This is a genomic window from Streptomyces sp. NPDC048361, from assembly GCF_040651795.1.
Classification (GTDB): domain Bacteria; phylum Actinomycetota; class Actinomycetes; order Streptomycetales; family Streptomycetaceae; genus Streptomyces.
Map to the genome: position 1 here is coordinate 1 of NZ_JBEZKW010000066.1, position 22,130 is coordinate 22,130.

18 protein-coding genes are annotated in these 22,130 nt (G+C 73.9%); 8 read left to right on the top strand and 10 right to left on the bottom strand.

The genetic code is table 11. From position 1 onward, the window contains the following. From AB0D31_RS28940 to AB0D31_RS28970, 7 genes are all read left to right on the top strand, one after another. Positions 1-203, top strand: a 203-nt coding sequence (locus AB0D31_RS28940; RefSeq protein WP_362728539.1) for a hypothetical protein, incomplete at its 5' end; no start/stop codon positions are given. Between the two features lie 211 nt (positions 204-414). Continuing rightward, positions 415-1,323, top strand: a complete 909-nt coding sequence (locus AB0D31_RS28945; RefSeq protein ID WP_362728541.1) for a hypothetical protein — start codon at positions 415-417, stop codon at positions 1,321-1,323. Beyond that, the gene (locus tag AB0D31_RS28950) at positions 1,320-1,895 is read left to right on the top strand and encodes a hypothetical protein (protein WP_362728542.1); all 576 of its coding nucleotides are present in this window, start codon (positions 1,320-1,322) and stop codon (positions 1,893-1,895) included. Before AB0D31_RS28945 ends, AB0D31_RS28950 begins: the two co-directional genes overlap by 4 nt. Next, on the top strand, positions 1,892-3,664 hold the full coding sequence (locus tag AB0D31_RS28955) for a fatty acyl-AMP ligase (RefSeq protein WP_362728544.1): 1,773 nt from the start codon (positions 1,892-1,894) through the stop codon (positions 3,662-3,664). The genes AB0D31_RS28950 and AB0D31_RS28955 overlap by 4 nt, the downstream gene beginning before the upstream one ends. A 61-nt stretch (positions 3,665-3,725) precedes the next feature. Further along, complete coding sequence (locus AB0D31_RS28960) at positions 3,726-4,181, top strand: acyl carrier protein (RefSeq protein WP_362728546.1); 456 nt, start codon at positions 3,726-3,728, stop codon at positions 4,179-4,181. Next, on the top strand, positions 4,178-4,873 hold the full coding sequence (locus AB0D31_RS28965; protein WP_362728548.1) for a 4'-phosphopantetheinyl transferase superfamily protein: 696 nt from the start codon (positions 4,178-4,180) through the stop codon (positions 4,871-4,873). Before AB0D31_RS28960 ends, AB0D31_RS28965 begins: the two co-directional genes overlap by 4 nt. A gap of 81 nt (positions 4,874-4,954) precedes the next feature. After that, the gene (locus AB0D31_RS28970; protein ID WP_362728550.1) at positions 4,955-5,323 is read left to right on the top strand and encodes a winged helix-turn-helix domain-containing protein; all 369 of its coding nucleotides are present in this window, start codon (positions 4,955-4,957) and stop codon (positions 5,321-5,323) included. 60 nt (positions 5,324-5,383) lie between these two features. On the opposite strand, the gene AB0D31_RS28975 is transcribed toward AB0D31_RS28970, so the two are convergent. Genes AB0D31_RS28975 through AB0D31_RS29010 form a run of 8 tightly spaced genes read right to left on the bottom strand, consistent with a single transcriptional unit; the run spans position 5,384 to position 18,702 of the window. Further along, positions 5,384-9,079 (bottom strand): hypothetical protein, encoded by a 3,696-nt coding sequence (locus tag AB0D31_RS28975; protein WP_362728552.1) that lies wholly within the window; start codon positions 9,077-9,079, stop codon positions 5,384-5,386. Then, the gene (locus AB0D31_RS28980; RefSeq protein WP_362728554.1) at positions 9,076-10,875 is read right to left on the bottom strand and encodes a TIR domain-containing protein; all 1,800 of its coding nucleotides are present in this window, start codon (positions 10,873-10,875) and stop codon (positions 9,076-9,078) included. The genes AB0D31_RS28975 and AB0D31_RS28980 overlap by 4 nt, the downstream gene beginning before the upstream one ends. Beyond that, the gene (locus tag AB0D31_RS28985; protein ID WP_362728556.1) at positions 10,872-12,758 is read right to left on the bottom strand and encodes a hypothetical protein; all 1,887 of its coding nucleotides are present in this window, start codon (positions 12,756-12,758) and stop codon (positions 10,872-10,874) included. Before AB0D31_RS28985 ends, AB0D31_RS28980 begins: the two co-directional genes overlap by 4 nt. After that, complete coding sequence (locus tag AB0D31_RS28990) at positions 12,755-13,057, bottom strand: hypothetical protein (RefSeq protein WP_362728558.1); 303 nt, start codon at positions 13,055-13,057, stop codon at positions 12,755-12,757. The genes AB0D31_RS28985 and AB0D31_RS28990 overlap by 4 nt, the downstream gene beginning before the upstream one ends. A 3-nt stretch (positions 13,058-13,060) precedes the next feature. Beyond that, a complete protein-coding gene (locus AB0D31_RS28995; protein WP_362728559.1) occupies positions 13,061-14,608 on the bottom strand; it encodes a hypothetical protein in 1,548 nt (515 codons plus the stop codon). Continuing rightward, positions 14,605-16,197 (bottom strand): hypothetical protein, encoded by a 1,593-nt coding sequence (locus tag AB0D31_RS29000; RefSeq protein ID WP_362728561.1) that lies wholly within the window; start codon positions 16,195-16,197, stop codon positions 14,605-14,607. Before AB0D31_RS29000 ends, AB0D31_RS28995 begins: the two co-directional genes overlap by 4 nt. Continuing rightward, entirely contained in the window at positions 16,178-18,208 is a 2,031-nt protein-coding gene (locus AB0D31_RS29005) for an Hsp70 family protein (protein ID WP_362728563.1), read from the bottom strand. Before AB0D31_RS29005 ends, AB0D31_RS29000 begins: the two co-directional genes overlap by 20 nt. 47 nt (positions 18,209-18,255) lie before the next feature. Continuing rightward, positions 18,256-18,702 (bottom strand): hypothetical protein, encoded by a 447-nt coding sequence (locus AB0D31_RS29010; protein WP_362728565.1) that lies wholly within the window; start codon positions 18,700-18,702, stop codon positions 18,256-18,258. 271 nt (positions 18,703-18,973) lie between these two features. Here AB0D31_RS29010 and AB0D31_RS29015 point away from each other — a divergent pair, with 271 nt between their 5' ends. Next, positions 18,974-19,762 (top strand): FkbM family methyltransferase, encoded by a 789-nt coding sequence (locus AB0D31_RS29015; protein WP_362728567.1) that lies wholly within the window; start codon positions 18,974-18,976, stop codon positions 19,760-19,762. 173 nt (positions 19,763-19,935) lie between these two features. Here the strand turns inward: AB0D31_RS29015 and AB0D31_RS29020 are convergent, their stop codons facing one another. Together AB0D31_RS29020 and AB0D31_RS29025 are read right to left on the bottom strand one after the other, a co-directional pair. Beyond that, positions 19,936-20,886: a TauD/TfdA family dioxygenase gene (locus AB0D31_RS29020; RefSeq protein WP_362728569.1), complete on the bottom strand. Its 951-nt coding sequence runs from the start codon at positions 20,884-20,886 to the stop codon at positions 19,936-19,938. Between the two features lies 1 nt (position 20,887). After that, positions 20,888-22,129 carry a cytochrome P450 gene (locus AB0D31_RS29025; protein ID WP_362728571.1) on the bottom strand — a complete coding sequence of 414 codons (1,242 nt, stop codon included), beginning with the start codon at positions 22,127-22,129 and terminating at the stop codon, positions 20,888-20,890. Position 22,130: the final 1 nt, after the last annotated feature.

The window sequence follows — 22,130 nt, forward strand, 5'->3', positions numbered from 1 at the left end:
TGAAGCAGATCGGCTTCAGCCTCGCCGTCGCCGTCCTCCTCGACGCCTTCATCATCCGCGTCATGATCCTGCCCTCGGCCCTGATCCTGCTCGGCAACGCCAGCTGGTGGCCGTCCCGCACGATGCGCCGCGCCCAGCAGGACGCGGCAACCGCACCGGTCGGCACGCCGGCCCCCCACCCGGCGGCTGAGGTCTACCGCTAGCGCCACCGGGTCCCCGTACGGACGCCGGACCGGAATCCCCCGACGGTCCGGCGTCTGCTCCGCTCAACTCCCCTGCGGGCCCGGCCTCTTCGGCCGGGCCCGGCTCCTTTCCCGTCAGCTCCCTGTCAGGCCCGGCGACGACCATCGTCACCGGGCCCTCGCCATGCGGGCGGTCCACTGCCACGACCAGTGAGCCGAAGCGGAGGCCGGGATGAGCGTGATCAGCGTCACGGGATCGGCGGAGGCCGTCGAACGGTCGCTCCGCGCGGTCGAGGACCTCGTACTCGACGAGGTCCTCCTGTCGTTCCCCTACAACAGCGGCTCCCAGCTGCACGAGTACTTCGGCACGGGCCGTACGTCACGCTCCTTCGGCGGATCCTGCGCCTGGCAGACCTTCGAGGCCGGATGCCTGGTGGCCGAGATGGCGGGCCGCGACATCGAGTACCGCATCGATGGGCGCCACGTGGGAGCCGTCCACCGCGACGCCGACGGCATCACCGTGCTCGACCCCTATCTGCTGCACTGCCGCCCGCTCCGGCTGATGCGCTCCGGAGCCGTGGACGGCGTGGTCCACCTCGCGGCCGAGGCCTATCCCCACCGGGTACGCGCCGACGGCTCGCCCGCGCCGAGCGGCGTACGGGTGCAGTGGCGGCTCGACGACGACTCGGTGCGTCTCACCTACGTACGGTTCAGTCCGCGCCGCGGCCACAACGTGATCTCGCGCTCGTTCCTCCTCGCGGCCGACCGGGTGCTCGGCGCCGTACCGCCGGACCCCGACTGGGTGCGGCCTCAGCTGCTCCACCCGGAACAGCACAGCGTGTCGGTGCGGGTGCTGCACCCCGGGGAGCGCCGGCTCGCCGAGCTCGTCCTGCCGCTCGCCGGTCCCTGGCCCGCCGGCCCCACGAGCTCCCTGCTCCCCCGCCTGATCAGCAAGAACAACCAGGGCGCCGTCGCCCGGTACGGATCCGCCGCGTTCGACCGCGACGCCGAACTCGTCGCGGACGCCGTCGCCGTGGACCGCGCCGATGTGTACGGCTTCCTCCTGGAGGCGTCGGCGCTGCACCGGGCGGCCGCCCCCGCCGGGCTCGAACTCGCCGACTACAGCCTGGAGGACGAGTGAGGACCACCGCGCCGCCGCGCACCGCCGAGCGGACGCCGTCGTTCTTCCTCGCCGGCACCATGCAGGGCGCGAGGACCGGCTCCAACCTCGTCGACCAGTCCTACCGCACGGCGCTGACCTCGGCGATCCTCGCCCGGCGGCCCGACGCCGTCATCCACGACCCCGGGGCCCTGATGGCCCAGTGGGAGGCGGAGTGCCGGGCCGACGTACGTGCCGCGCACGCCGCGCTGGGCGATCTGCCGGCCGTCCACCGTGCCGACCTCGCGCCCGAACTCGTGGCCCTGACCGAGATGTTCCACCACCTCACGCGGCTCGCCGCGCGCAGCGACATCTGCGTGGCGTGGCTGCCGGGCCACGAACCCAGCATGGGGACGGCCGCCGAGATGCTGTCCGCGTTCCGGGCGGGCCGCACCGTCGTGGCCATCACGGCCATGTGCCAGAACCTCGCCGTGCTGGCCTGCTCGACGGTGATCCTGCCGGATCTGCCCGCGTTCCAGGAGTGGCTCGACGGCGGCGCCCTGCCCGGCACCGCCGCCACGCACCCCGTGCCGACCGAGAGGAGCCGACCGTGAACCAGCCGGTCCCCGCCGCACGACCGCCCCACCCCGCGACCGTCGTGGAGGCGCTGCTGCTCCGCGCCTCGGGGCCGGACGCCGGCCGTCCCGTCTTCACCGCCCTCGGCGCCGGCGGCGAGCGCGTCGACCGGGTCACCGCGGCGGAGCTGCTCGGCCGGGTCCGTGCCACCGCCACGGCCCTGCGGACGGTGGCGTCGGCGGGCGACCGGGTCGTCGTCCCCGCGCTGCCCGGAGCCGACTTCCCCGTCGGGTTCCTCGCCTGCCTGTACGCGGGGCTCATCGCCGTGCCCGTACCGCCGCTACGAACGGGCGCGCGCCCCCGCAGGAGCGAGCGCGCCGACCGGCTCGCGGTGATCCGCCGGGACTGCGGCGCGGTCGCGGTCCTGGTCTCCCCGACCGAGGAGGCCGGCGAGGGCGGCCTCCCGGCCATTGACGGCTCCGCGTTCGCCCGGATCGCCGTGGCCCGCACCCCGGCCCCCGCCGGCGTCGACATCTCCGCCGCGCCGTCGGCCCTCGACCCCACGGCCGTCGCGCTCCTCCAGTACACCTCGGGGTCGACCAGCGACCCCCGAGGAGTGATCGTCGGACACGGCAACCTGGTCGCCAACATGGCCGCCCTCCGCGACCGGTGCGAGATCGACTCCGGTACCACTGTGGTCAGTTGGCTGCCCTTCTTCCACGACATGGGGCTCTGCACGGGCGTCGTACTGCCGCTGGTCTCCGGCGCGGCGGCCGTCACGATGGAGCCCGCCACCTTCGTACGCGACCCGATGGTGTGGCTGCGCGCGATCGAGGCCGAGGAGGACGTCTTCGCGGCCGCCCCGGACTTCGCATACGAGCTGTGCGTACGGCGCGTTCCGGCGCGGGAGCGCGCCCGGCTCGACCTGTCCACGTGGCGGGTGGCGGCCAACGGCGCGGAGCCGGTGCGCGCCGACACCCTGCGCCGCTTCGCGGACGCCTTCCGGCCCTCGTTCTTCCGTACGGAGGTGTTCTCGCCGGGGTACGGGCTCGCCGAGTGCACGCTGAGCGTCACCTTGAGCCGCCCGCTGTACGAGGCGCCCGTGCGCCGCTACGACCGGGACGCACTGGCGCGGGGCACGGCGGTGCCGGCGGCGTCGGCGGAGGCCGCCGTCGAACTGGTGGGCTGCGGCGCACCGTTGGCCGGTGTACGCATGCGGGTCGTCGACCCGGAGACCCGCCGCCCGCTGCCGGCGGGATCGGTCGGCGAGATCTGGGTGGACTCGCCCGGAAACTGCCAGGGGTACTGGGGCCGGGAGGCGGAGTCGGCACAGGTGTTCGCGGCGCGGCTCGACGGCGACCACCCCGACGCGGCCCCCGGCACGACCTATGTGCGCACCGGTGACCTGGGGTGCGTCGAGGACGGCGAACTGTTCATCACGGGACGCCTGAAGGACGTCCTCGTGGTCGGCGGCGAGAACTACTTCCCGCAGGACATCGAGGCGGTGGCGGGCGCCGCGCACGCCGCGTTCGCGCACCAGCGGGCCGCCGCCTGGCCGCTGGACGAAGAGGTGGCGGGGGTGGCGGTGGTCGTCGAGACGACCGAGCGCGACCCCGAGATCCTCGCCCACGCCGTACGGGCCGCCGGCATCGCCGTCGCGCGGGCGCTGCCCGCACCGGTGAGCGTGTTCGCCGTCGCCCGCAACCAGGTGCCCCGCACCACCAGCGGCAAGACCCGCCGCCGCGACTGCGCCAAGGACGTACGGGCCGGGCGGCTGCCGCTGCTCGCCCAGTGGTCGAGCCGGTGAGGCGGGACACCCGCCCGGCCGCCCTGGGCCGCGCCCCGCACAAGCAAAGGAGAGCACGCCCATGGAGAACCGGACGCCCGCCGCACCGACGCCCCTCACCGAACGGGAAGTCGCCGACCACCTCGTCCAACTTCTCGCGGATACGCTGGGGTTGGACCAGAACCTCATCGACCGGGAGATCCCGCTCAGCGCGTACGGCATCGACTCGATGACCGGCACCTGGCTGTCGGGCGAACTCGGGCAGCGGTGCGGAATCCCGATCGACCGCACGGTGCTGCTCGACCGGCCGAGCGTCCTCGAAGTGGCCGAGGACGTGGTGGCGACGCTGCACACCACCCGCCACGAGGCGCGCCAGGAACCGGTGGCGCCCGCCAACGCCAACGCCCACGCCACTGGCACCGGCACCGGCACCGGCACCGGCACCGGCACCGGCACCGGCACCGGCAGAGATACCGGCACCAGCAGCGATACCGAGACCGGCGCCCTCACCAACTCCCTTACCTCTCAGCCAAGTTGATCGAAGACCTCCTGCCGAAGACTGTCGCCGCCGCCGAGCACTTCGGGGACGCCCCGGACGAGGGCCTCTTCCCCGCCGAGCGGGCCCTGATGGCGGGGGTGGGCGCCGGGCGCCGCCGCGAGTTCACCACCGGGCGGTACTGCGCCCGCCTGGCCCTGCGCGGGCTCGGCGTGGCACCGGCCCCGCTCCTGCCCGACGCCGAGGGCGCCCCGCGCTGGCCCGCCGGGACCGTCGGGAGCCTGACCCACTGCCGCGGCTACCGCGCCGCCGTCGCCGCCCGGCGCACCGAGGTGCGCGCCCTCGGCATCGACGCCGAACCGCACCGCCCGCTGCGCGAGGGCGTCCTGGCGTCGGTGGCGCTCCCCGAGGAGCAGGAGCACCGGGCCGCGCTCCTGCGCCTGGACGCGGCCGTCCACTGGGACCGGCTGCTGTTCTGTGCCAAAGAGGCCACGTTCAAGGCGTGGTTCCCCGACGGCGCCCGCCCCGGCCTCACCCGTCCGCGCACCCTGTACGACATCCACGTCACCCTGCGCCCGGCGCCCCCCGGCCCCCGTTCGGACCGGGGCGCCTTCCACGCACGGGTCCTGCCCGGCCGCCCGGGATCGGTCCTCTTCCGGGGCCGCTGGCTGGTGACGGAGGACTTCCTGCTGACGGCGGTGGCGGTGCCCGCCGCCCCCTCCGACCGCCTGTAGGCGGGGACGAACGTTTGACAGCCGTTCATTCCATGGGAAAGTCTCCGCCTACAGGGTTTCCGGGATTGCTAGAGGTGGGCCATGACGAGCGAGGAGCTTCTGGCTGTACTTGCGGCTGTCGGCCATGCCCAGCGGCTGCGGGTCATCGCCGAGCTCTCCGAGGGCCGGATGTACGTCAGCGAGCTGGCCCGCCGGCTCGGCATGTCCCGCCCCCTGCTCTATATGCACCTGGAGCGGCTGGAAAAGGCCGGTCTGGTCCTCGGCAGTCTGGAACTCTCCGAAGACGGCAAGGCTCTCAAGTACTTCGAGCTCGCCCCCTTCGACCTGCACGTGAACCTCGCGACCATTCTCGCAGCAGTGGCACAGGACGCGGCGGCGGGCATCGCCACGGGCGAGCCCGAGGAGCCGAAAGCGGCCACCGCGACCAAGCCGCGCAAGAAGCGCGCGTAGCCCTCCCGGGCGGCCCACGACGCCCGCCGGACGCGCTGAGCACCGTCGGGTCCGACCCGCTCAGGCGGGGTCGGGGCGGACCGCCTTGAGGATCTCGCGGAGTTTCGCGCGACGGGTCTCGTCGGTGAGGGCGCCCGTGTCCGACACGCGTTCCTGCGCGCCGTCGGCGGAGCCGGCGAACCTCGTCTCCCCGGTGCCGAGGAGGGCGGTGGCGTGGTGGGCGCATTCCGTGCGGGCCAGATCGAGGCGGTCGCGCAGGGTGCGGCGGCCGGCGCCGGCGGACGAGCGGACCTGCTCGCGGATCTGCCAGGCCAGTGCGTACAACACGGTGACCAGGTGGTAGCGCGCCTCCACGTTGCCCTGATCCGCGTTCCACAGGGCGCGCAGGTCGTCCGCGAGCAGGCGGGTGCCGTCGGGCCGGTTCCGGTGCGCTGCCATGGTCGCCGCCACGACCAGGACGCGGCAGCTTTGAACCGTCTCCGCGTCGCTCCACCGCGCCAGGTCGTCGGCGATACCCCGGGCCGGTGGCACCTGGTGGCCCGCGCCGATCCAGCGGTTGTACGCCTCGATCAGGAGGTGGCGCAGCCGCTCGTCGTCGGATCCGCCGTCCAGGAGAGCCCGGACTTGCGTGACGGCCTCCGCGTACGCGCCGCGGTCGATGTCGTTGCGGACGAACGCCACCGTGAGCCGTTGTCTGCCGCGCTCGCCGAACGCGTCGCGGCGTGCCGTCGACAGCACTTCGCGCGCCTCGTCGTGCCGGTCGAGGCTGGTGAGCAGCCTGGCCAGGGCGCGGGCGGGCCCGGTGGCGCCGGGCAGCCGTGCCACCCACCGGGTCAGACCGGTCACGGCAGCCTCGACGACGCGCCGCTCGGTGTCGTCGCCGGGCGTCGCGGACGTCTCCAGGATGGCGAACGCGGAGCGCGCGGAGGGGTGGTAGAGCTGGGCCGGGTCGTCGAGGAGGTCCGCGTACCGTTCGGGGATGGTGTCGCCGTTGCGCCCCCAGGAGCGGGCGGTGCGCCGGAACCGCTCGGGGAAGTCCTGGGTGGCGGTGCCGGTGGCGGTCTCCTCGGCCGCGTCGTAGATCCTGCCCAGCGCGAAGTTGCAGGCCAACTGGGCGAGTTGGTTGTGGCGCGCGAGGGTTTCGGCCGGGTCGCCGGGGATGCCGAGGAGGCGCGCGGCGCGCTGCACCACGTCGTTCGCCGGGTCGAGCGGCATCGCGTCGATGAGGTGCAGGTTGGCAATGACGTCGCCGGAGTACTCGGTGAGCGGCCACTCCGCGTCCGCCCCGGTGAGCGCACGGACGAGCCGCAGCCGCCACAGGATGCGCCCGCGCACCCACCTCTCGTGCTCCTGTTCCTCGGTGTCGTCGCCGGCCCTGCGGGTGCGCCCGTGGGTCTGTGACGCGTCCCGGTACGCCGCGTCGATGCGCTGCCGGCACAGCTTCGCGAACGGCTCGCGCACCCGGGCCGGCAGTTCGCGTACGGCTGCTTCGACGCTCTGTTCGGCGCGGTCGCGGGCGGCGGCGAGTTCGTCCTCACCCACCGAGCGGCCGACGCCGAGCAGCAGGGTCGGTGCGCGGTGGGCGAGCGTGTGGTTGAGCTCTTCGAGGCGCAGGTGGGCCGTGGCGACCGCGACCTTGCCGCTGCTCGCCAGGACCGGCGGCACGTCGCGCAGGTCGCCCTCCAACTCACGGTCGGGCGACGAACCCGCGCACAGCGGGGCCGTGCCGAAGGAGCCGGCCAGGACGCGGTGGACCTCGGCCCGTTCGGCGGCGCCCCGCCGGATGTCGCCGTGGGCCAGGTCCTTGAGGTACAGCCCTTCGAGATGGCGGCGCCAGGCCTGCGCGGCCGGGGCCAGATCCCCCGCCGAGGTGTGCGCGACCGCGAGGTTGCGCAACACGCCGGGGTGGAGCGGGTCGTCCTTGAGCATGGCGCCCCAGCGCCGCCGGGCGGCGGTCGTACGCCCGAGCCGCAGATCGCACTCGGCCTGCTGCCCGCCGACGTAGGCGCGGAGCAGGGTGACCGCCTCGCGGTGCCGCAGCGCGGGCGGGTAGGCGTCGAGGGTTCGCCAGGCGTCGTCGAAGTTGGCGTCGAGCCGGGCCTCGGCGGATCGCAGGGCGTGGGTGACGCGCTCGCGCGGCCCTGCGCCGGCGGGCGGCGGCGCGGGCTCCGGGATCCGGTCGGCGGGCGCGGTCGCGGGGGGCGCGGCGGGCGCCCCGGCCCCGGGGGGCCGCTCCGCCTCCAGCGCCGCGAGGCGTTCGCCCAGGATCAGCGCCGCCGCGGACGGCGCGGGCTCGACGCCCGCGAACTCCCCTTCTCTGGCGAGGAGTTTACGTTCGACCTTCTTCGTCAGGATGCTGCGCAGACTGCCCAGCGGCTGTTGGAAGAGCGCCTCGCACTCCTCCACCCGGCGGCGGAACTCCTCGAACTCCATGACCAGGCCGGCGGGTTCGGTGTCCTTGAACCGCTGAAGCGCCTCAAGCCATCCCTGCCGTACCGCTTCGAGCCGGCTCACGAGCGCGGCCAGGATCTCCTTGTCGCCGGTGGCCCGGGCGAAGTCGTCGGCATGGCCGAGCGCGCCCTTCGCCAGCGATTTGGCGTGTACGAGCGCGTCGTCACCGAGGCCGCCGAGCCGGGCGGCCGCCTGCTCGAACACCGCGAGCCGTTCATCGGGCCCCGTCGGTCCGGTCGGACCCGTCGGCCCCGACGGATCCGCCGGATCCGCTGAGGCATCCGGCGCGACCGCGTCCCGCATCGGCTGGGGCGGCCCCGCGCCGAGCGCCTTCTCGGCGGCGCGCAGGGCCTTCTCGTGCCGGGTGGGGTCGCCGTCGGTGAAGGCCCTGGCCGCCGCGTGGGCGCCGAGGTCGGGGAAGCGCAGCGGCCGCCAGAACAGCCGCTGCCGGTGGATGAGGGCGGCGAGCGTGTCGGGCAGCGAGCCGTCCGCGAGGCAGGACGCGAGCCGGTCGGGCAGATCGGCGCGGTCGGTCTCGAACAGGTCGCAGACCAGGTGCAGCAGGCGGACCGCGGGCCCGCCCTCCCCCGGCAGCCGCCGCGCCAGGCGGCGTACCGTCGCGGGCGGATAGCCGTACACCATCCACTCCACGGCGAGCACGGTGAACGCGGCGCTCCCGCCGCGGCGCCGCTCCGCGAGCGCGGCGACATCGGCGAGTTCCACGGCGAGCACGTCACGGCTGCGCTCCGCGGTCCGGCCGCGCAGCCGCCCGTCGGCCGTCATGTCGTGGACGCCGGACCAGCGGCACTCGCCGGGCCGCAGCAGCGGCAGCGGCGGCTCGGCCTCCGGGTCGAAGTCGTCACGGCCCGCGCGGATGGTGTCGGCGATGGTCTCGGCGCGGGTGCGGTCGGCGCCGTCGTACCCCTCGGTCGTGGCGCGGGCCTCGTCGAGCCGGCGGTGCGCGAGGCTCAGATGGGCCCAGATCCGGTGGTGGGTGGGGGCGAGTTCGGCGGCCGCCGTCAGCCAGCGGACCGCCGCTTCCAGCCGGCCGTGGCGCAGGTGGAGCAGCCCCACGTGGTAGGGGTGCTTGGGGTTGGCGTTGTCGAGGCGATGGGCGCGGGCGAGCAGGGTCAGCGCTTCGGCGGGCTCGGTCGAGGGGTGCACGCCGATCCGGAAACAAGCCTCGACGAGCGCGTCCAACTGGCCCTGCGTCAGCGGGAGTTGCCGTTCGGCGTCGGCCCACAGCGGTCCGGCGAGCCGCCACAGCACATCGGGCCGGCTCTCCAGCGCCCGTGGTGCGCTCATGCCCGCTCCCCCTGTGCCGGGCCGCCGGCCAGCTCGCCGGGCGGCACGATCAGGATCCGCTCGCCGTCCGACACCGCGGCCCGCAGCCCGTCCCCGGACAGCGTCATCGGATGGCGCGACACATAGGTCGTACGGCCGTCGCGGACCAGCGCGTACGAGCCGTCGGGGTGGGCGAGGACCAGCAGCCGGCCGCCCTGCGCGGCGGCCACCGGCCGGGCGCCCGGCACCGAGTGGAAGCCGACGCGCACCGCGAGTTCGGCGTCGAAGCACACGCCGTGGCCCGCGGCGTCGACGATCGCGGTCAGCTCCTCACCGGGCAGCGTCGCGGTGACCGCGCCGATGGGCTGGGAGACCTGGAGCAGCCGGCCGCCTGCCGGGTCGAGACGGTGGATCCGCTGCTCGCCGACGGCCAGCACGAAGCCCCGCATCCGGGCCATCGCGAGCAGCATCGGTTCCAGGGCGTGCTCGGCGCCGGCGCGGCCGGCTGTGTAGCGGGTGAGCCGTCCGTCCAAGCCGCCCACCAGCAGACTTTCGCCGTCGACGGTCAACACCTGGACCCCCGGCCGGTGTTCGAGCACCCGCTCCGGTGCTGTCCCGTCGAGGGTCAGACGCCAGACCGTCCCTCCCCACGCCCCCGCGTACAGGGTGTCGTCGGCGTCGAAGGCCAGCGCGCCCGGCACGTTGAGCCGGGCGCCGCGCCGCGCCGGAAGGTCCACGGCGCGGACCCGTCCTTCCGGGCCGGCGAGCAGCACCCGCCCCGACCAGTCGGCGACGGCCAGCAGCCGCCGCCCGCGCGCCCACAGTCGCGGCCGGTCGCTCAACTCCGCGGCGCCCGCGGCCTCGTACCCCGCGGTGTGGACGGTCAGGGTACGGCCGTCGAGGACGGCGAGCGCCCGGCCGTCGGGGAAGAACACCGGGCGTCCGCGCGCGGTAAGCGCGGGCCGGTCGGGTTCGTCCCAGGCGGGCGGCTCCTCGGGCGCGCCGACGGCGAAGGGCGCGGTGGTGGCGGGCTCGCAGCCGGGTGCGGTCGCGACGAGCCGCACCTCGGCGGCGGCGCCGCGGAACGCGAGGTCGGTGAAGAGCGCCGTGTTGCGCACGACGGGCACGGTGAGTGTGCCGGTCAGCCCGGCCCCGGCCGGCTCGGCGCTGAGGGTGACCGTGCCGTCGGCCGGCCACTGCGGGGTGCCCTCCGGTACGGAGCCGGTGACGCTCACCGGCGTCAGGGTGTGGCCGACGACCGCCCCGCCGACCGATGTGCCGAACCGCAGGGCGGTGCGCGCCCCCGCGGTGCGCAGCCCCACCGCCCTGCGTACCTCCTCGATCCAGTGCGGTCGCGTGGTGGGGATCCAGTTGATCCGGTTCACGATGTACGGAACCTTCGCGGCGGCGCCCGGGTCGATGAGCAGCGGGATGAGCCGCCCGCCCTCCGGCGGGTTCAGTTTGTACGCCTCGTGCAGCTCCCACTGGCAGACCGGCTTGTCGAAGTAGGTCGCCGAGTAGAGCGCGACCACATGGCGGCTGCGCGGCAGGGCCTCTTCGAGGAAGGTCTGCCAGTCCACGCCGAGCGGGGTGCCGCTGGTGCGGGAGACGTCGAGGTAGATCCGCGGCGCGCCGCCCTGCGCGGTCACACAGCCGCTGAGGGCGTCGTGCAGATCCTTCGCCTGGATGTAGTCCTCACGCGCGTAACTGATGAACACGTCCCACTGCCCGCCGCCGGGCGGCACCGCCCCGCCACTCGGGGTCGCGGGGTCGTGCGCGGCCGCGGTCGTCACGGTGTCCCGTCCCGCCGTCGTCATCGCAGCGTCCCCGTGATCGTCGCGATCAGTTCGTCGAGCAGTTTCCGGTCGCGGGGGTCGAGGGCGTGCTGGGCGCCGCGGCGCAGGCGGCGCGCGTCCTCCAGGATCCGGTTGAGTTCGGTGCGCAGCGTGTACGGGTCGGCGCGCAGGCGCGCCAGGGGCTCGGACTGCCGTGCTGCGAGGTCGTTGAACCGCCGTACCAGGGCGGAGACGTCGATGCTCGTCTTCACCTTGTCGACCTCCGCGCGGCGGGCGCGCACCAGGGCGGCCAGTTCGTCGAACCGGTCGCCTGCGCCCTGCCGCGCCGATGTGCGCGCGCCGTCGATCTCGGCGGAGATCGTGTCCAGGGCCTGCCCGAGCCGGTCCGCGTCGCGCGCGGAGGAGATGCCGCCCTGGACCGTGGACAGGAGACGGTCGTACTTCTCGTAGAGGCCGCCCACGACGATGGCGTCGGCGATCTCCACCAGCCGCTGTCGGACGGCCTGTTCGAGCTCGCGGACGATCTGGATGCCCGTCGCGCTGTGGACGGCCGACGCCAGGGCGGGAAGGACGCGGTCGAGGTCGGTCAGGCGCCGTCGCAGCGCGGTGAGGCGTTCGACGCTCACACCGTCGCGCACGGATTCCATCGCGGCGACGTACTCGTCCACGACAGGGTTGACGAGCGAGGCCTCCTGCCAGCTTCTGATCGCCTCGAACAGCTCACCGGCCTGGGCGATGGCCGGGTCGCGCCGCGCGATCCCGGCGCAGACGGCCGCCCGGTCGGGGTCGCGCAGCAGCTGGTAGAGGCAGGCGGCGTACAGGAAGTTGAGCCAGGGGAAGTCGGGCACGAGGGACAGCACATGGGCCAGGAGACGCTCGGCCTGTTCGGCTCGACCGGTGCGCATCAGTTCGGCGGCGCGCTGTCCGTCGGCGTCGGCGATCAGCGCGTACAGGTCGTCGGCGCGGTCGGCGGGCAGCCGGGGCGCCGGGGGCGGCGCGTGCCGGTCGGCCCGGCGCGCGAGCTGGGCGAGATACGCGTCGAAGTCGACGACGACGACGCTGTGGCGCCACTCGGGCTCCAGGCGCGCCAGTTCGCGCCGGGCGCGGTCCACGTCGCCCGTCTTGAACGCGGAGACGGCCGGCTTGACATGGGGTGCGAGCAGCGCGAGGCGCAGCCTGCGCGCGAGCGCGGCCACCTGCTCGCCGTCGGTGTCGGCCTGCGCCGCGCCGTGCTCCGCGGTGTCCAGCGCCCGCTCCAGGTCGCCCTCGCGCGCCTGGCCGAGGGCGAGGAGATAGGACAGGGTGCCCTCTTCGGGCGCCAGCTCCACGAAGGCCTCGACGCGGGCCAGCGCGCCCAGCGGATCGGTGCGCACGGTCTCGGTGTACGCGGTGATCTCCAGCGGGGTGAGCCGGCGGCGCAGTTCACGGCGCAGCTCACCGACCCGGTCGCGCAGGTCGTCGTCGTCCGGGGGGTCCGCGCGCAGCGGGAGCAGGGCGCGGAGCGCCTCCACCTGGCCCGGCCCGCCCAGGTGGTAGAGGCAGTAGGCACGCAGATAACGCGCCTCCTGGTGGCCGGGGTGCGCGTCGAGATACTCGTCGAGCAGTTCCAGGGCGATGCCGTACTGCTGCGCGGCGGCGTTGGCGCGGGCGTCGTCGAGGAGGTCCTCGTCGCCGCTGCCGAGGTCGAGGGACATCTCCAGGAGCGCGGAGACGGGCGGCGCGAGGATCAGGGCGGTCTCGGACGCCACGGCGGCGGCCGCCTCGCGCGCCAGCTCCTCGAGCCTCCGGTCGTGCTCGGCGAACTCGCCGTGCCCGGCGACCTCCGTGAACTCGAAGGCCGGCGCCACGAGCGACTGCACGGGGCGGATCTCCTGAAACGTGTGAGCGCGGCCGGTGCCGGTCATGCGCGCTCCCCCTCCTCCGGCGCCTCGCCGGGGTCGGGGACCGTGCCGAGCGCGTGCTCGGCGAGCTCCCGGCACAGCAGGTACTCGGCTTCCTGGTCCACCTTCACCAGCAGGAGCAGCACCCGCGCGAGCGAGCTCTGCTCGAAGAGCTGGTCCTCGTCGGCCGCGGGCTTGTGCTCCACGGGCGGCAGCCGGTCGAGCAGCCCGGCGTGGTCGGCCACGGGATGCTTGCGCGGCAGAAGTCGTGCGATGCGCCCGGGAGTTGCCCCGGACCGCCGGGTCGGCAGGTTGCTGGTCATCGGTCAGGGCTCCTCGGGCAGCAGGATCTCTCCTGTACGCGTGATGAGCTGCTGCTCTGCGCCGTGCAGGATCTCCGCGCCCTCGGCGTACACGCCGGAGGCCCGGTCGAGGTCGGCGAGCAGGTCGCGCAGGGCACGCTTGGCGGGGGCGTCGTCGGGCAGGTCGCGGATGCGGGGGTAGACGATCAGCTCGATCCGCCGGCGCAGCGCACGGGAGCGGCGCCGGTGGTCGTCGGCCGCGGCCCGCTGGTGCGGGACCGCGCCCTCCGGCAGGTCACCCGGGTCGCCGTACAGCGCGAACCTGGCCTTGAGGCGCCGGAAGTGGGCCCGGTCCTCGTCGGAGCGGTCGGGGTCGTCGAGGAGCTCCGCGACGAGGGTGAGGTAGCGCGAGATGGCGTCGCCCTCCCCGCCCAGGGCCCGCTCGCGTTCCATGAGGTCGAGCACCTCGGGCAGCAGGACGCCCTTGGCGAGCGCGGTGCCGGCGTCCAGGGTCGCGAGCGCCTGTTCGCGCTCGGGCTGGCTGAAGGCGAAGTAGTAGCGGACGAGCCCGTCGACGAGGGCGGCGTCGCCGAGCTCGGGGTCCGCCTCGCGCACCGCCTCCACCCGGCGCCGCAGCTCCTCGAAGTCGTCCGGTGCGGGCGCCCCGGACAGGGCGGGCCTGGCCAGCCACTCCCGCAGCAGCGCGACGAGCCGCAGGACGGCGATGCCGGTACGCAGCCGGCCCGCCGTGACACGCTCCTCCTCCGCGAGGCCCGGGTCGTCGGGGCCCACCTGCTCCGCGAGCCGCGCAAGCCACCGCCCCAGCTGTACCGGGTCCCCCTGCGGCCAGTCGCACACCAGGAGCCCCAACTCGGCCTGCACGGTGGGCGTTTCCCGCTCGACCGACCGCGTACGGGCGTCGGCGAACGCCTCCCGCGCGTCGTCGGTGCGCCCGTCGAACACGGCCTGTACGCCCTTGACGAGCTGGAGGTCGTTGACTTCTGTGGGGATGTGCTCGGTGAGTTCGCCCAGCTCCCGCACCCGGTCGAAGTGGTGCAGTGCGCCGTCCGTCTCGCGCCGCCGCCAGTGCCCCGTGGCCAGCTGAAGATGGGAGATCGCGGCGATGCGGCGGCTCCGGGGACGGTCGTCGAGCAGGTCGTGGTGGGCGGCGTACAGATCGGTGACGCGGTCGTGGTTGCCGAGCCGCGCCTGGACGTACAGCTCCAAGTGGGCGGTGTCCCGCGTCGGGCCCTCGGCGGCGGTCAGTTCGTCGAGCACGGTCGCGGCGGCGGCGTAGCGGGCCGGCTCGTAGGTGCCCAGCATGGCCCGCACATAGGCCTGGGCGAAACGGATCCGGTTGAGCGCCCGGCCGCGCGGGCCCTCGTTGACGGCCTGCCCGAGCAGCCGGTCGGCGCGTTCGAGGGCGTCGCGGTCGTCGCTGGCGAGCAGGGCGAGGGCCTCCTCGTACGGCAGGCGCCAGCGGCTCGGCAGCACGAGAAGGAAGTACCCGGCGCCGGCCGCGCTGGTCAGGATCAACAGCGACAGGACGGCGAACAACAGAATCGTGGTCATGCGGATGCCTTCCCGTCCTGTGCGCCGGGGGTGGTGGGCGCGCGGGTCCCGTCCTGGGAGCCGGGGGCGGTCGGGGCGCGGGTCCCGTCCTGGGAGCCGGGGGCGGCCTTGGCCGCGTGGAGCCGCAGCGCGAAGTCGGCCAGGCGCAGGCCGTGTTCATGGATCTCGGACCGGTCCATCTGGCCGTTCTCGCGCACGCGCCGCAGCCCCGCTCGGACCTGTTCCGCGATGTGGGTCGCCGCGTCGACGTGGCCGAGTCCGAGGAAGGTCTCGCCGTAGTCGAGCATCAGGTCGAACCGCCACCACATCAGCGTGCCGCCGTCGTGCAGCCACTGGTGTACGAAGGCGTTGGCCTCGGTGAACTCGCCCTGGCCGAGCAGGCAGGACGCCATCGCGTGGGCGTGATCGCGGCGCAGTGCGTGCGGCAGCCGGTCGAAGGCCGCCCGGGCCGTCGCCCGCAGCCGCCGGGCGTAGGAGTCGTCGGTGGCGCCGGCGAGCCGGACCTGGACCGCCGCCCAGCCGCCGATGACGGACAGCTGCGCCGCGTACGCCTCGGTGCGCCCGGGGTCCGTCTGCACCGCGCGTTCCAGGAGCGACAGGGCCTCCAGGGGTTCGCCCAGATCCCGGTGGGCGATCTCCGCCGCGAGGAGCAGCAGCGCGTAGCCGGGCCGGTCGACGAGGGCCGCGTGGGCGACCCCGACCGCCCGGCGCGGCTCGCCCGCCTCGCGCAGCGACCGTACCGCCGTCAACGGGTCCATCGCGTGCCGGGCGCGGTCGAGCGAGTCGGTGAGCCGGCGCACCGCCGCGTCGTCGAGGGCGGTGGCCCGTGGGCCGGTGAGTTCGCCCAGCTCCTCGCGGGCCAGGCGTACGGGTTCCACACGCCGCGTCCAGGACGCGAGCCGGCCCTCGCGTCGCGGGGCCGCGAACACGCCGGCGCAGGCGGCGCGTTGGAGCAGCCGCTCGGGGTCGTCGTCGGGCAGGGTCTCGAAGCAGCGCAGCGCCGTGACGCCCAGGCTGTGCAGTCCGGGGTCACGGGGCCCGGCCGGCAGACCGCGTGCCCCCTCGGGCGTCAGATGCGCGATCCGCTCCGGCTCGGCGAAGACCTCGCCGAGCGACGGCGTGCCCCAGGGCGGGAGCGGCAGCAGCAGCGGCCGGTGCCCGGCGAGCACGATGTCGGCGGGCAGCGCGACGAGGCCCGCGCCGATCGCCTCGCGCCAGCCGGGGAACGCCCGCAGCGCGGCGGCCACCGCGGCGACCCGGTGGGCCGGCTCCTGCTCGGCGAGGGCGTCGGAGAGGCTGCGTCCCGCGTCGGTCTCGTAGCTGACGATCTGGAACCAGCGGTCGGCCAACTGCCGCTGCTCGCCGCGCTCTTCGCGCACCACGGGCACCAGGTCGGGCCGGCGCGGCCGGGTCTGCCAGCCGAGCAGTTCGGCACGCTGTTCCCCGCTGATCTCCTCGACGGGGATCAGCCGGTACCAGCGCCGGCGCCGGGGCGCCCGGTAGAGCGAGCCCCACCAGCCGACCCCCGCGTACGCGGCGCCCAGCTCCTCCTCGATGACCCGGGTCCGGTCATCGACGGCTGTGGTCATATGCGTCCTCTAGCCGGTCGGCGAGCTCGTCCAGGGTGTCCTCGTCGACGCCGGCGCGCACCCCGTCGAGGAACGCGGCCAGGGCGCCGGTCAGTTCGGCCGGCGCCCCGCCGTCCCTTGCGGCCCGCAGCGCCTTCTTGACCATCCGCCGGTACTCGGCCGGCACGTCACCGGGGTCGGCGTCGGCAGGGATGTCGGTGCCGGACGTGGTGGGGGCGGGGTGCGCCGGCTGTGCGGGGACGGTGGCGGCGGGCGCGGGCGCGGCGGGCGCGGGGACGGGGGCGGCGGGCGGGGCGATCGGCGCGGGCACGGTGAACGCTCCCGGCCCCGGCGGCGGCCCGGGGTTCGCCGGCGCGGCCGGTTGCGGACGCGCTCCGGCGGGGCGGACGGTGGCGTACAGCTCCTCCAACACCCCACGTCGCTCGGCGAGTTCGTCGACCTTGCCGATGGTGGTGCTCTGGTCGAACGTAGCCTGGTACTCGCGCCCGGTGTTGGTGTGGGTGACCTGCACCCCGAGCAGCCCGTTCACGTCGAGCGAGAACTCGACATCGAACTGGTGGTACCCCTCGGGCCGTGGCTCGATCTCGTCGAGGTGGATCGTGCCGATCAGGGAGTTGTCGTAGACGTACTCGCCCTCGCCCTGGTAGATCGCCGCCTCGATGCGGTCGGCCTGCTCGGGATTGGTGTACGACTTCACCTGGCGGGCCGGGATCTTGGTGCCGCGCGGGATCAGCGCGTTGAAGCGGCCCTGCTGGACCCCGACGCCGAGGGTGTGTTCGGTGATCAGGGTGACCGTGTAGTCCTGCTCGTCCGCGGAGCGCTCGGCGTCGGGCCGGGTGGCGAGGTCGAACGCGGGCGACGGCTCGAACCGGTTGGCCACGATGGCGGCGCCCCGGGCGACCAGGGTGTCGGGGTTGGCGTCGCCGCGTACGAACGCCTCGTCCTGGTCGAAGTAGTCCAGCAGCATCTGCTTGACACGCGGGATGCGGGTCGAGCCACCCACGAGGAGCACCGCGTTGATGTGGTCGCGCTCCACGCCCTTGGCGGTCCTGGCGAAGGTGAGCGCCTCGTCGACCTGGCGCAGGGAGCGGTCGAGGATGGGCTGGATCAGCGCCTCGAAGCCGGCCCGGTCGAGTTCGAGGGGGACGGTGCCGGAGCCGAGGTCGACGGTGGTGGCGGACCGCAGGGACAGTTCGCGCTTGGCGACCTCGGCGGCGGCCTTGATCCGCAGCCGGTCCATGTCCTTCGGCAGGCTCTCGCCGAGGCGCTCGACGATCCAGGCGGCGACGGCGTCGTCGAAGTCGCCGCCGCCGAGCCGCTGGTCGCCGGCGGTCGCGATGACTTCGATCTCGTCGTCCCGGGTCTCGATGATCGACACGTCGAAGGTGCCGCCGCCGAGGTCGAAGACGAGGTAGATCTGCCGCTCGGACTCGGCCCGGTCGACACCGTAGGCGATGGCGGCGGCGGTGGGCTCGGGGATGAGCTGGCGGGGGTAGAGCCCGGCGAGCAGGGCGGCCTCCTCGGTCGCCTTCTTCTGCCGCTCCATGAAGTACGCGGGTACGGTGACGACGGCGTCGTGGATGTCGGCGCCGAGCGCCTGCTCGGCGATGCGCTTCATCCGCATGAGCACGAGTGCGCTGATCTCCTGCGGGCGCAGCCACTCGGTGCCGAGCCTGGCCCGTACCGGGTCGCCGACGGCGTAGCTGGCGCCGGCGCCGAAGTGCTGGAGCAGTTCGGGCGTGAAGACGGCGCCCATCTCCCGCTTGATCTCCACCAGCGCGTCACCGGCGCCGGCGTCGTGGCTGATGGCGTCCTTGGCCTCATGGCCGACGACCAGCGCGCCCGTGGCGGGGTCGATCCGCACCACGGAGGGTGTGGCGACGGCGGCCGCGCCCTCGTGCTCCGGGTCGGCGAGGATCTTGGGCGCGAAGTCGTCGGGGTCGTAGGCGGAGACGGCGGAATAGGTCGTGCCGAGGTCGATGCCGACGACCCGGTGGAGCTCGTCTTCCATGCGGGACCCTCCGGGGTCGCTCGTCGTGACTCGTCTTGGCTCGTCGCTCACTCGTCGGCGAAGCCGTCGAGCAGATGGGTGCGGGTGAAGTCGCTCGTGAAGTCGGTGCGGGTGGTGTCCATGGGGTGGTGGACGCTCTCGCCGGCCGCCGCGAGGAAGCCCTCGATCTCCCGGCGCAGCACGCTGAGCCCGGCGTCGCGGTCGTCGAGCACGGGCTCCCAGGTCGGTGCGATCCGCAGCAGCGGCAGCGGCGGAAACCGCGCGTCGTGCGCGGCGCGCGCCTCGGCGCTCTCCAGGCTGACGGCGTGCGCGGCAACGATCTCGTCGTGCCCGGCCCCGCGCGCCTGCAGCTGGGCGTCGTACCGGGCGGCGGCCGCGCGGATCTCCTCGGCGGTGGCCTCGGGGGGCACCCCGAGACGGGCGTACTCGGTCGTGCGGGGCACGACGATGGGCAGCGCGAACAGGCCGGCGCCGCCCGTGTCACCACCCGCCATCCTCACGCCCCCGTCCCCCGTGCTGGTACGCGTCGCCGCGGTCGTCGTCCCCGTCTTCAGACGCCGCCACTGCCACGGCGTACGCCGCCGTGACGTGCGGTCGATTGTAGGGGCGGCGACCCCAACTTGGTGTGAATCCAAGCCAGTTGACCTCAGCATGGCCGAAGTGGCCGAAAACGGCCCGGGGCCGGGCGTCAGCCGGTCGTCAGTCGGTTCGGTGAGGGTGTCCGGTGCCGTATGCCCCGCCCCGCCCTATCCGCAGGAGTGCACGATGGACATCGATCCGAGCCGTCTGGACGGCATCAACGCGCACGAGACCGCCTATCTCTACGAGGAGATATTCGTCCGCCGCTCCTACCTGCCCGACGGCGTCACCCTGCCGGACGACGCGGTGGTCTTCGACGTCGGGGCGAACATCGGGATGTACTCGCTGTTCGTGCACGCGGTGTGCCCCACCGCGACCGTGTACGCCTTCGAGCCGGTCCCCGTCGTCTTCGAGAAGCTCCGGCGCAACACGCGCGCCCACGGTGTGACGGCGAAGCTCTTCTCCTGCGCGCTCTCCGACACCGCGGGGGAAGTGGAGTTCACCTATTACCCCGGCTATTCGACGATGTCGGCGACGGCCTCGCACGCGGCCACCGAGACCGACCGGGACTTCATCAAGCGGCAGGTGCTGGCGGAGCCGCGGCGGGAGTTCGGTGACGAGTTGGACGTCCTGGACGAGATGCTGGAGTACCAGTTCCGTGAGGTGCCCGTCCGTTGCGCCACCCGGCGTCTGTCGGACGTGATCGCCGACCACGGGGTGCGGCGCGTCGACATGCTCAAGGTGGATGTCCAGCGCGCCGAGGCCGATGTGCTGCGGGGCATCGACGAGGAGCACTGGCCGCTCATCCGGCGGATCGCCCTGGAGGTGCACGACGAGCCGGGCACGGCGACGGAGGGCCGACTGCCGCTGCTCATAGGCGAGTTGGCGGCCCGCGGGTTCGCGGTGGGCGACCCCAGGGACGACGGCCTGGTGGCGTCGGGCCGCTACTCGCTCTTCGCGGTCCGTACGGACTGACCGGGCCCGGCGCGCAGAACGGCGGCCCGCGCCGCGAGGCGGCCCACCCCGCGAGACGGCCCACCCCGCGAGGCGGCCCGCGCCGGGCGGTGGAGTCCCGGCGCGGACGAGGGGAGGCCGGCCCGCTCGCACGGGTCGGCCTCCCCCTTTTTTTCCGGGACCGTGCCGCCGCGTCACGTCATGGAGACGACCACACGGCGCGCCCCGGTGAACGCCTCCCGTCCGTGCAGCACCGACATGTTGTCGACGATCATGATGTCGCCGGCCTGCCAGGACTCCACCAGCTTGTTGGCGGCGGCCGCCGCCCGCACCTGGGCGAGGTCATCGTCCGTGAGGGGCGCGCCGTCCCCGTACGTGACCCAGTGCGGCAGGTCCTCGACGCGGTCGATCAGGGCGAGCAGATTGGCGCTCTCGTCGCCGGGGAGGTTCGAGGGGTGCCACTGGTCGGCCTGGTTGAACCAGACGTCCCGTCCGGTGAGCGGGTTGCGGCGGACCGCGGGGCGGCGCTGGATCACGCGCAGTCCGCCCTCGCCGGTCCACTCGAAGTCCGCCTCCGCGTCCTTGAGGAACGCCTCCACCACGCCCCGGTCCCGCGTCTCGAACGTCGACTGCCACGACTTCCCGAGCCCGAGGCCGCCGTGCAGGTGCTGGCGGTAGACCACCCCGGACGCGAAACGCTCGCGTACCGCGGCGGGCAGGGAGGCCAGCAGCGCACGGCCGTCGCAGACCGGGGTGGCGCCCCCTGTCTCGGGGGCGGTCAGACAGCAGAAGAACAGCCGCCGGGGCCAGCGGTGCGCGTACGAGAGCTCGTTGTGCAGGGAGATGTCGAAGCGTGCCGGGTACTCGGTGGAGGTGAAGACCCCGTCGGAGACCGTCATGCGCGGCGTGTTGCCGCCCCGGTAGCTGTCGATGAGGGGGTCGCCGAACCGGGTGACGGCGCCGTGGAACTCGTCCGCGTCCGCGATGCCCGCGCCCCGGACCACCACCGCGCCGCACTCGACGAGCAGCTCCTCCACCCGGTCGCGGACCGCGCCCAGCAGGTCGCTGTCCCAGCGGGCCGTCCGGGCCCCCGGGTGCAGGATCGCCAGGGTGGTGCCGCCTGCCGTGCGCCTCTCCTCCCGCATGTCAGCTCGCCCCTTCCGCGGTGAGCGTGACGGGCAGACCGCTGTAGCCGTACACGAAGTTGGAGTAGAGGCGCTGCGGTGGGCCGTCGAGCCGGATGTCGGCGACCCGGGTGCGCAGCGCCTCGACCATGGCGTTCACATGGACGCGGCCGAGGAAGGCGCCGAGGCAGAAGTGCGGGCCGTGGCCGAACGCGACGTGCTTGTTGGGGGTGCGGGCGATGTCGAAGGTGCCCGGGTCGGTGAAGACGTCCTCGTCGAAGTTGGCCGAGCTGTTCCACAGGGTGACCACGTCGCCGGCCTTCACCACCTGGTCGCGGACCGGGACGTCCACCAGGGCGCGGCGCCCGAAGTGCATGGCGGGGGTGGTCCAGCGCATCACCTCCTCGGTGGCGCTGTCCGCGCCCACCTCGCCCGCCTTCAGCCTGCGCCACTGCTCGGGGTGCTCGCTGAAGGCGATGAGGCCCCCGATGGACGACATCCGGCTGGACTCGTCGCCGCCGAGGATCAGGCTGTAGCAGTTGAAGACGATCTCGTCCTCGGAGAGCGGCTTGCCGTCCACGGTCGCCGTGGCCAGGGCCGAGATGACGTCCTCGCCGGGATTCCTGCGCCGCTTGGCGGCGAGTTCGGAGAAATAGAGCAGGATCTCGTTGCGGGCCATCACCTCGTCGAGCGCGCTGTCCTCGGAGCTGTGCCGCGACAGCGTCTGGGTGTTCCACTCCACGAGGCGCTCCCGGTCGCCGGCCGGGATGTCCATCAGGTCGCCGATCGTGTTGATCGGGATGTGGTCGGCGACATCGGTCACGAAGTCCAACGAGCCCAGCCGCAGAGCCTGTTCGACGAGTTCGCGGGTACGGCGGTGGATGCCCGCCACGACGGGTTCCAGGACCCGGGGCGAGAACGACTTGAGCATCAGATTGCGGATCTCGCGGTGCCGCGGGCCGTCGGTGACGGCGAGCATCTTGCGCGACGCCGAGTCCTCGCCCTGCATCAGCGTCACCAGGACGTTGCCGCGCTCGGAGGTGAACTCCTTGTTGTTGCGGTAGACGTCCACCACGTCGGCGTACTTGGTGATCGCCCAGAACCCGGGCATGTGGCTGCCGCTCACCGGCTGCCAGTGGACCGGGCTCTCCGCGCGGTAGCGCCGCCACAGGGCCTGCGGGTCGTGGGTGAGGAAGGTCGCCGGGTCGGTGAGGTCGACGGTGCTCGGATCCGGTACGGCGCGCTGCTCCTGAGCAGTGGTCATC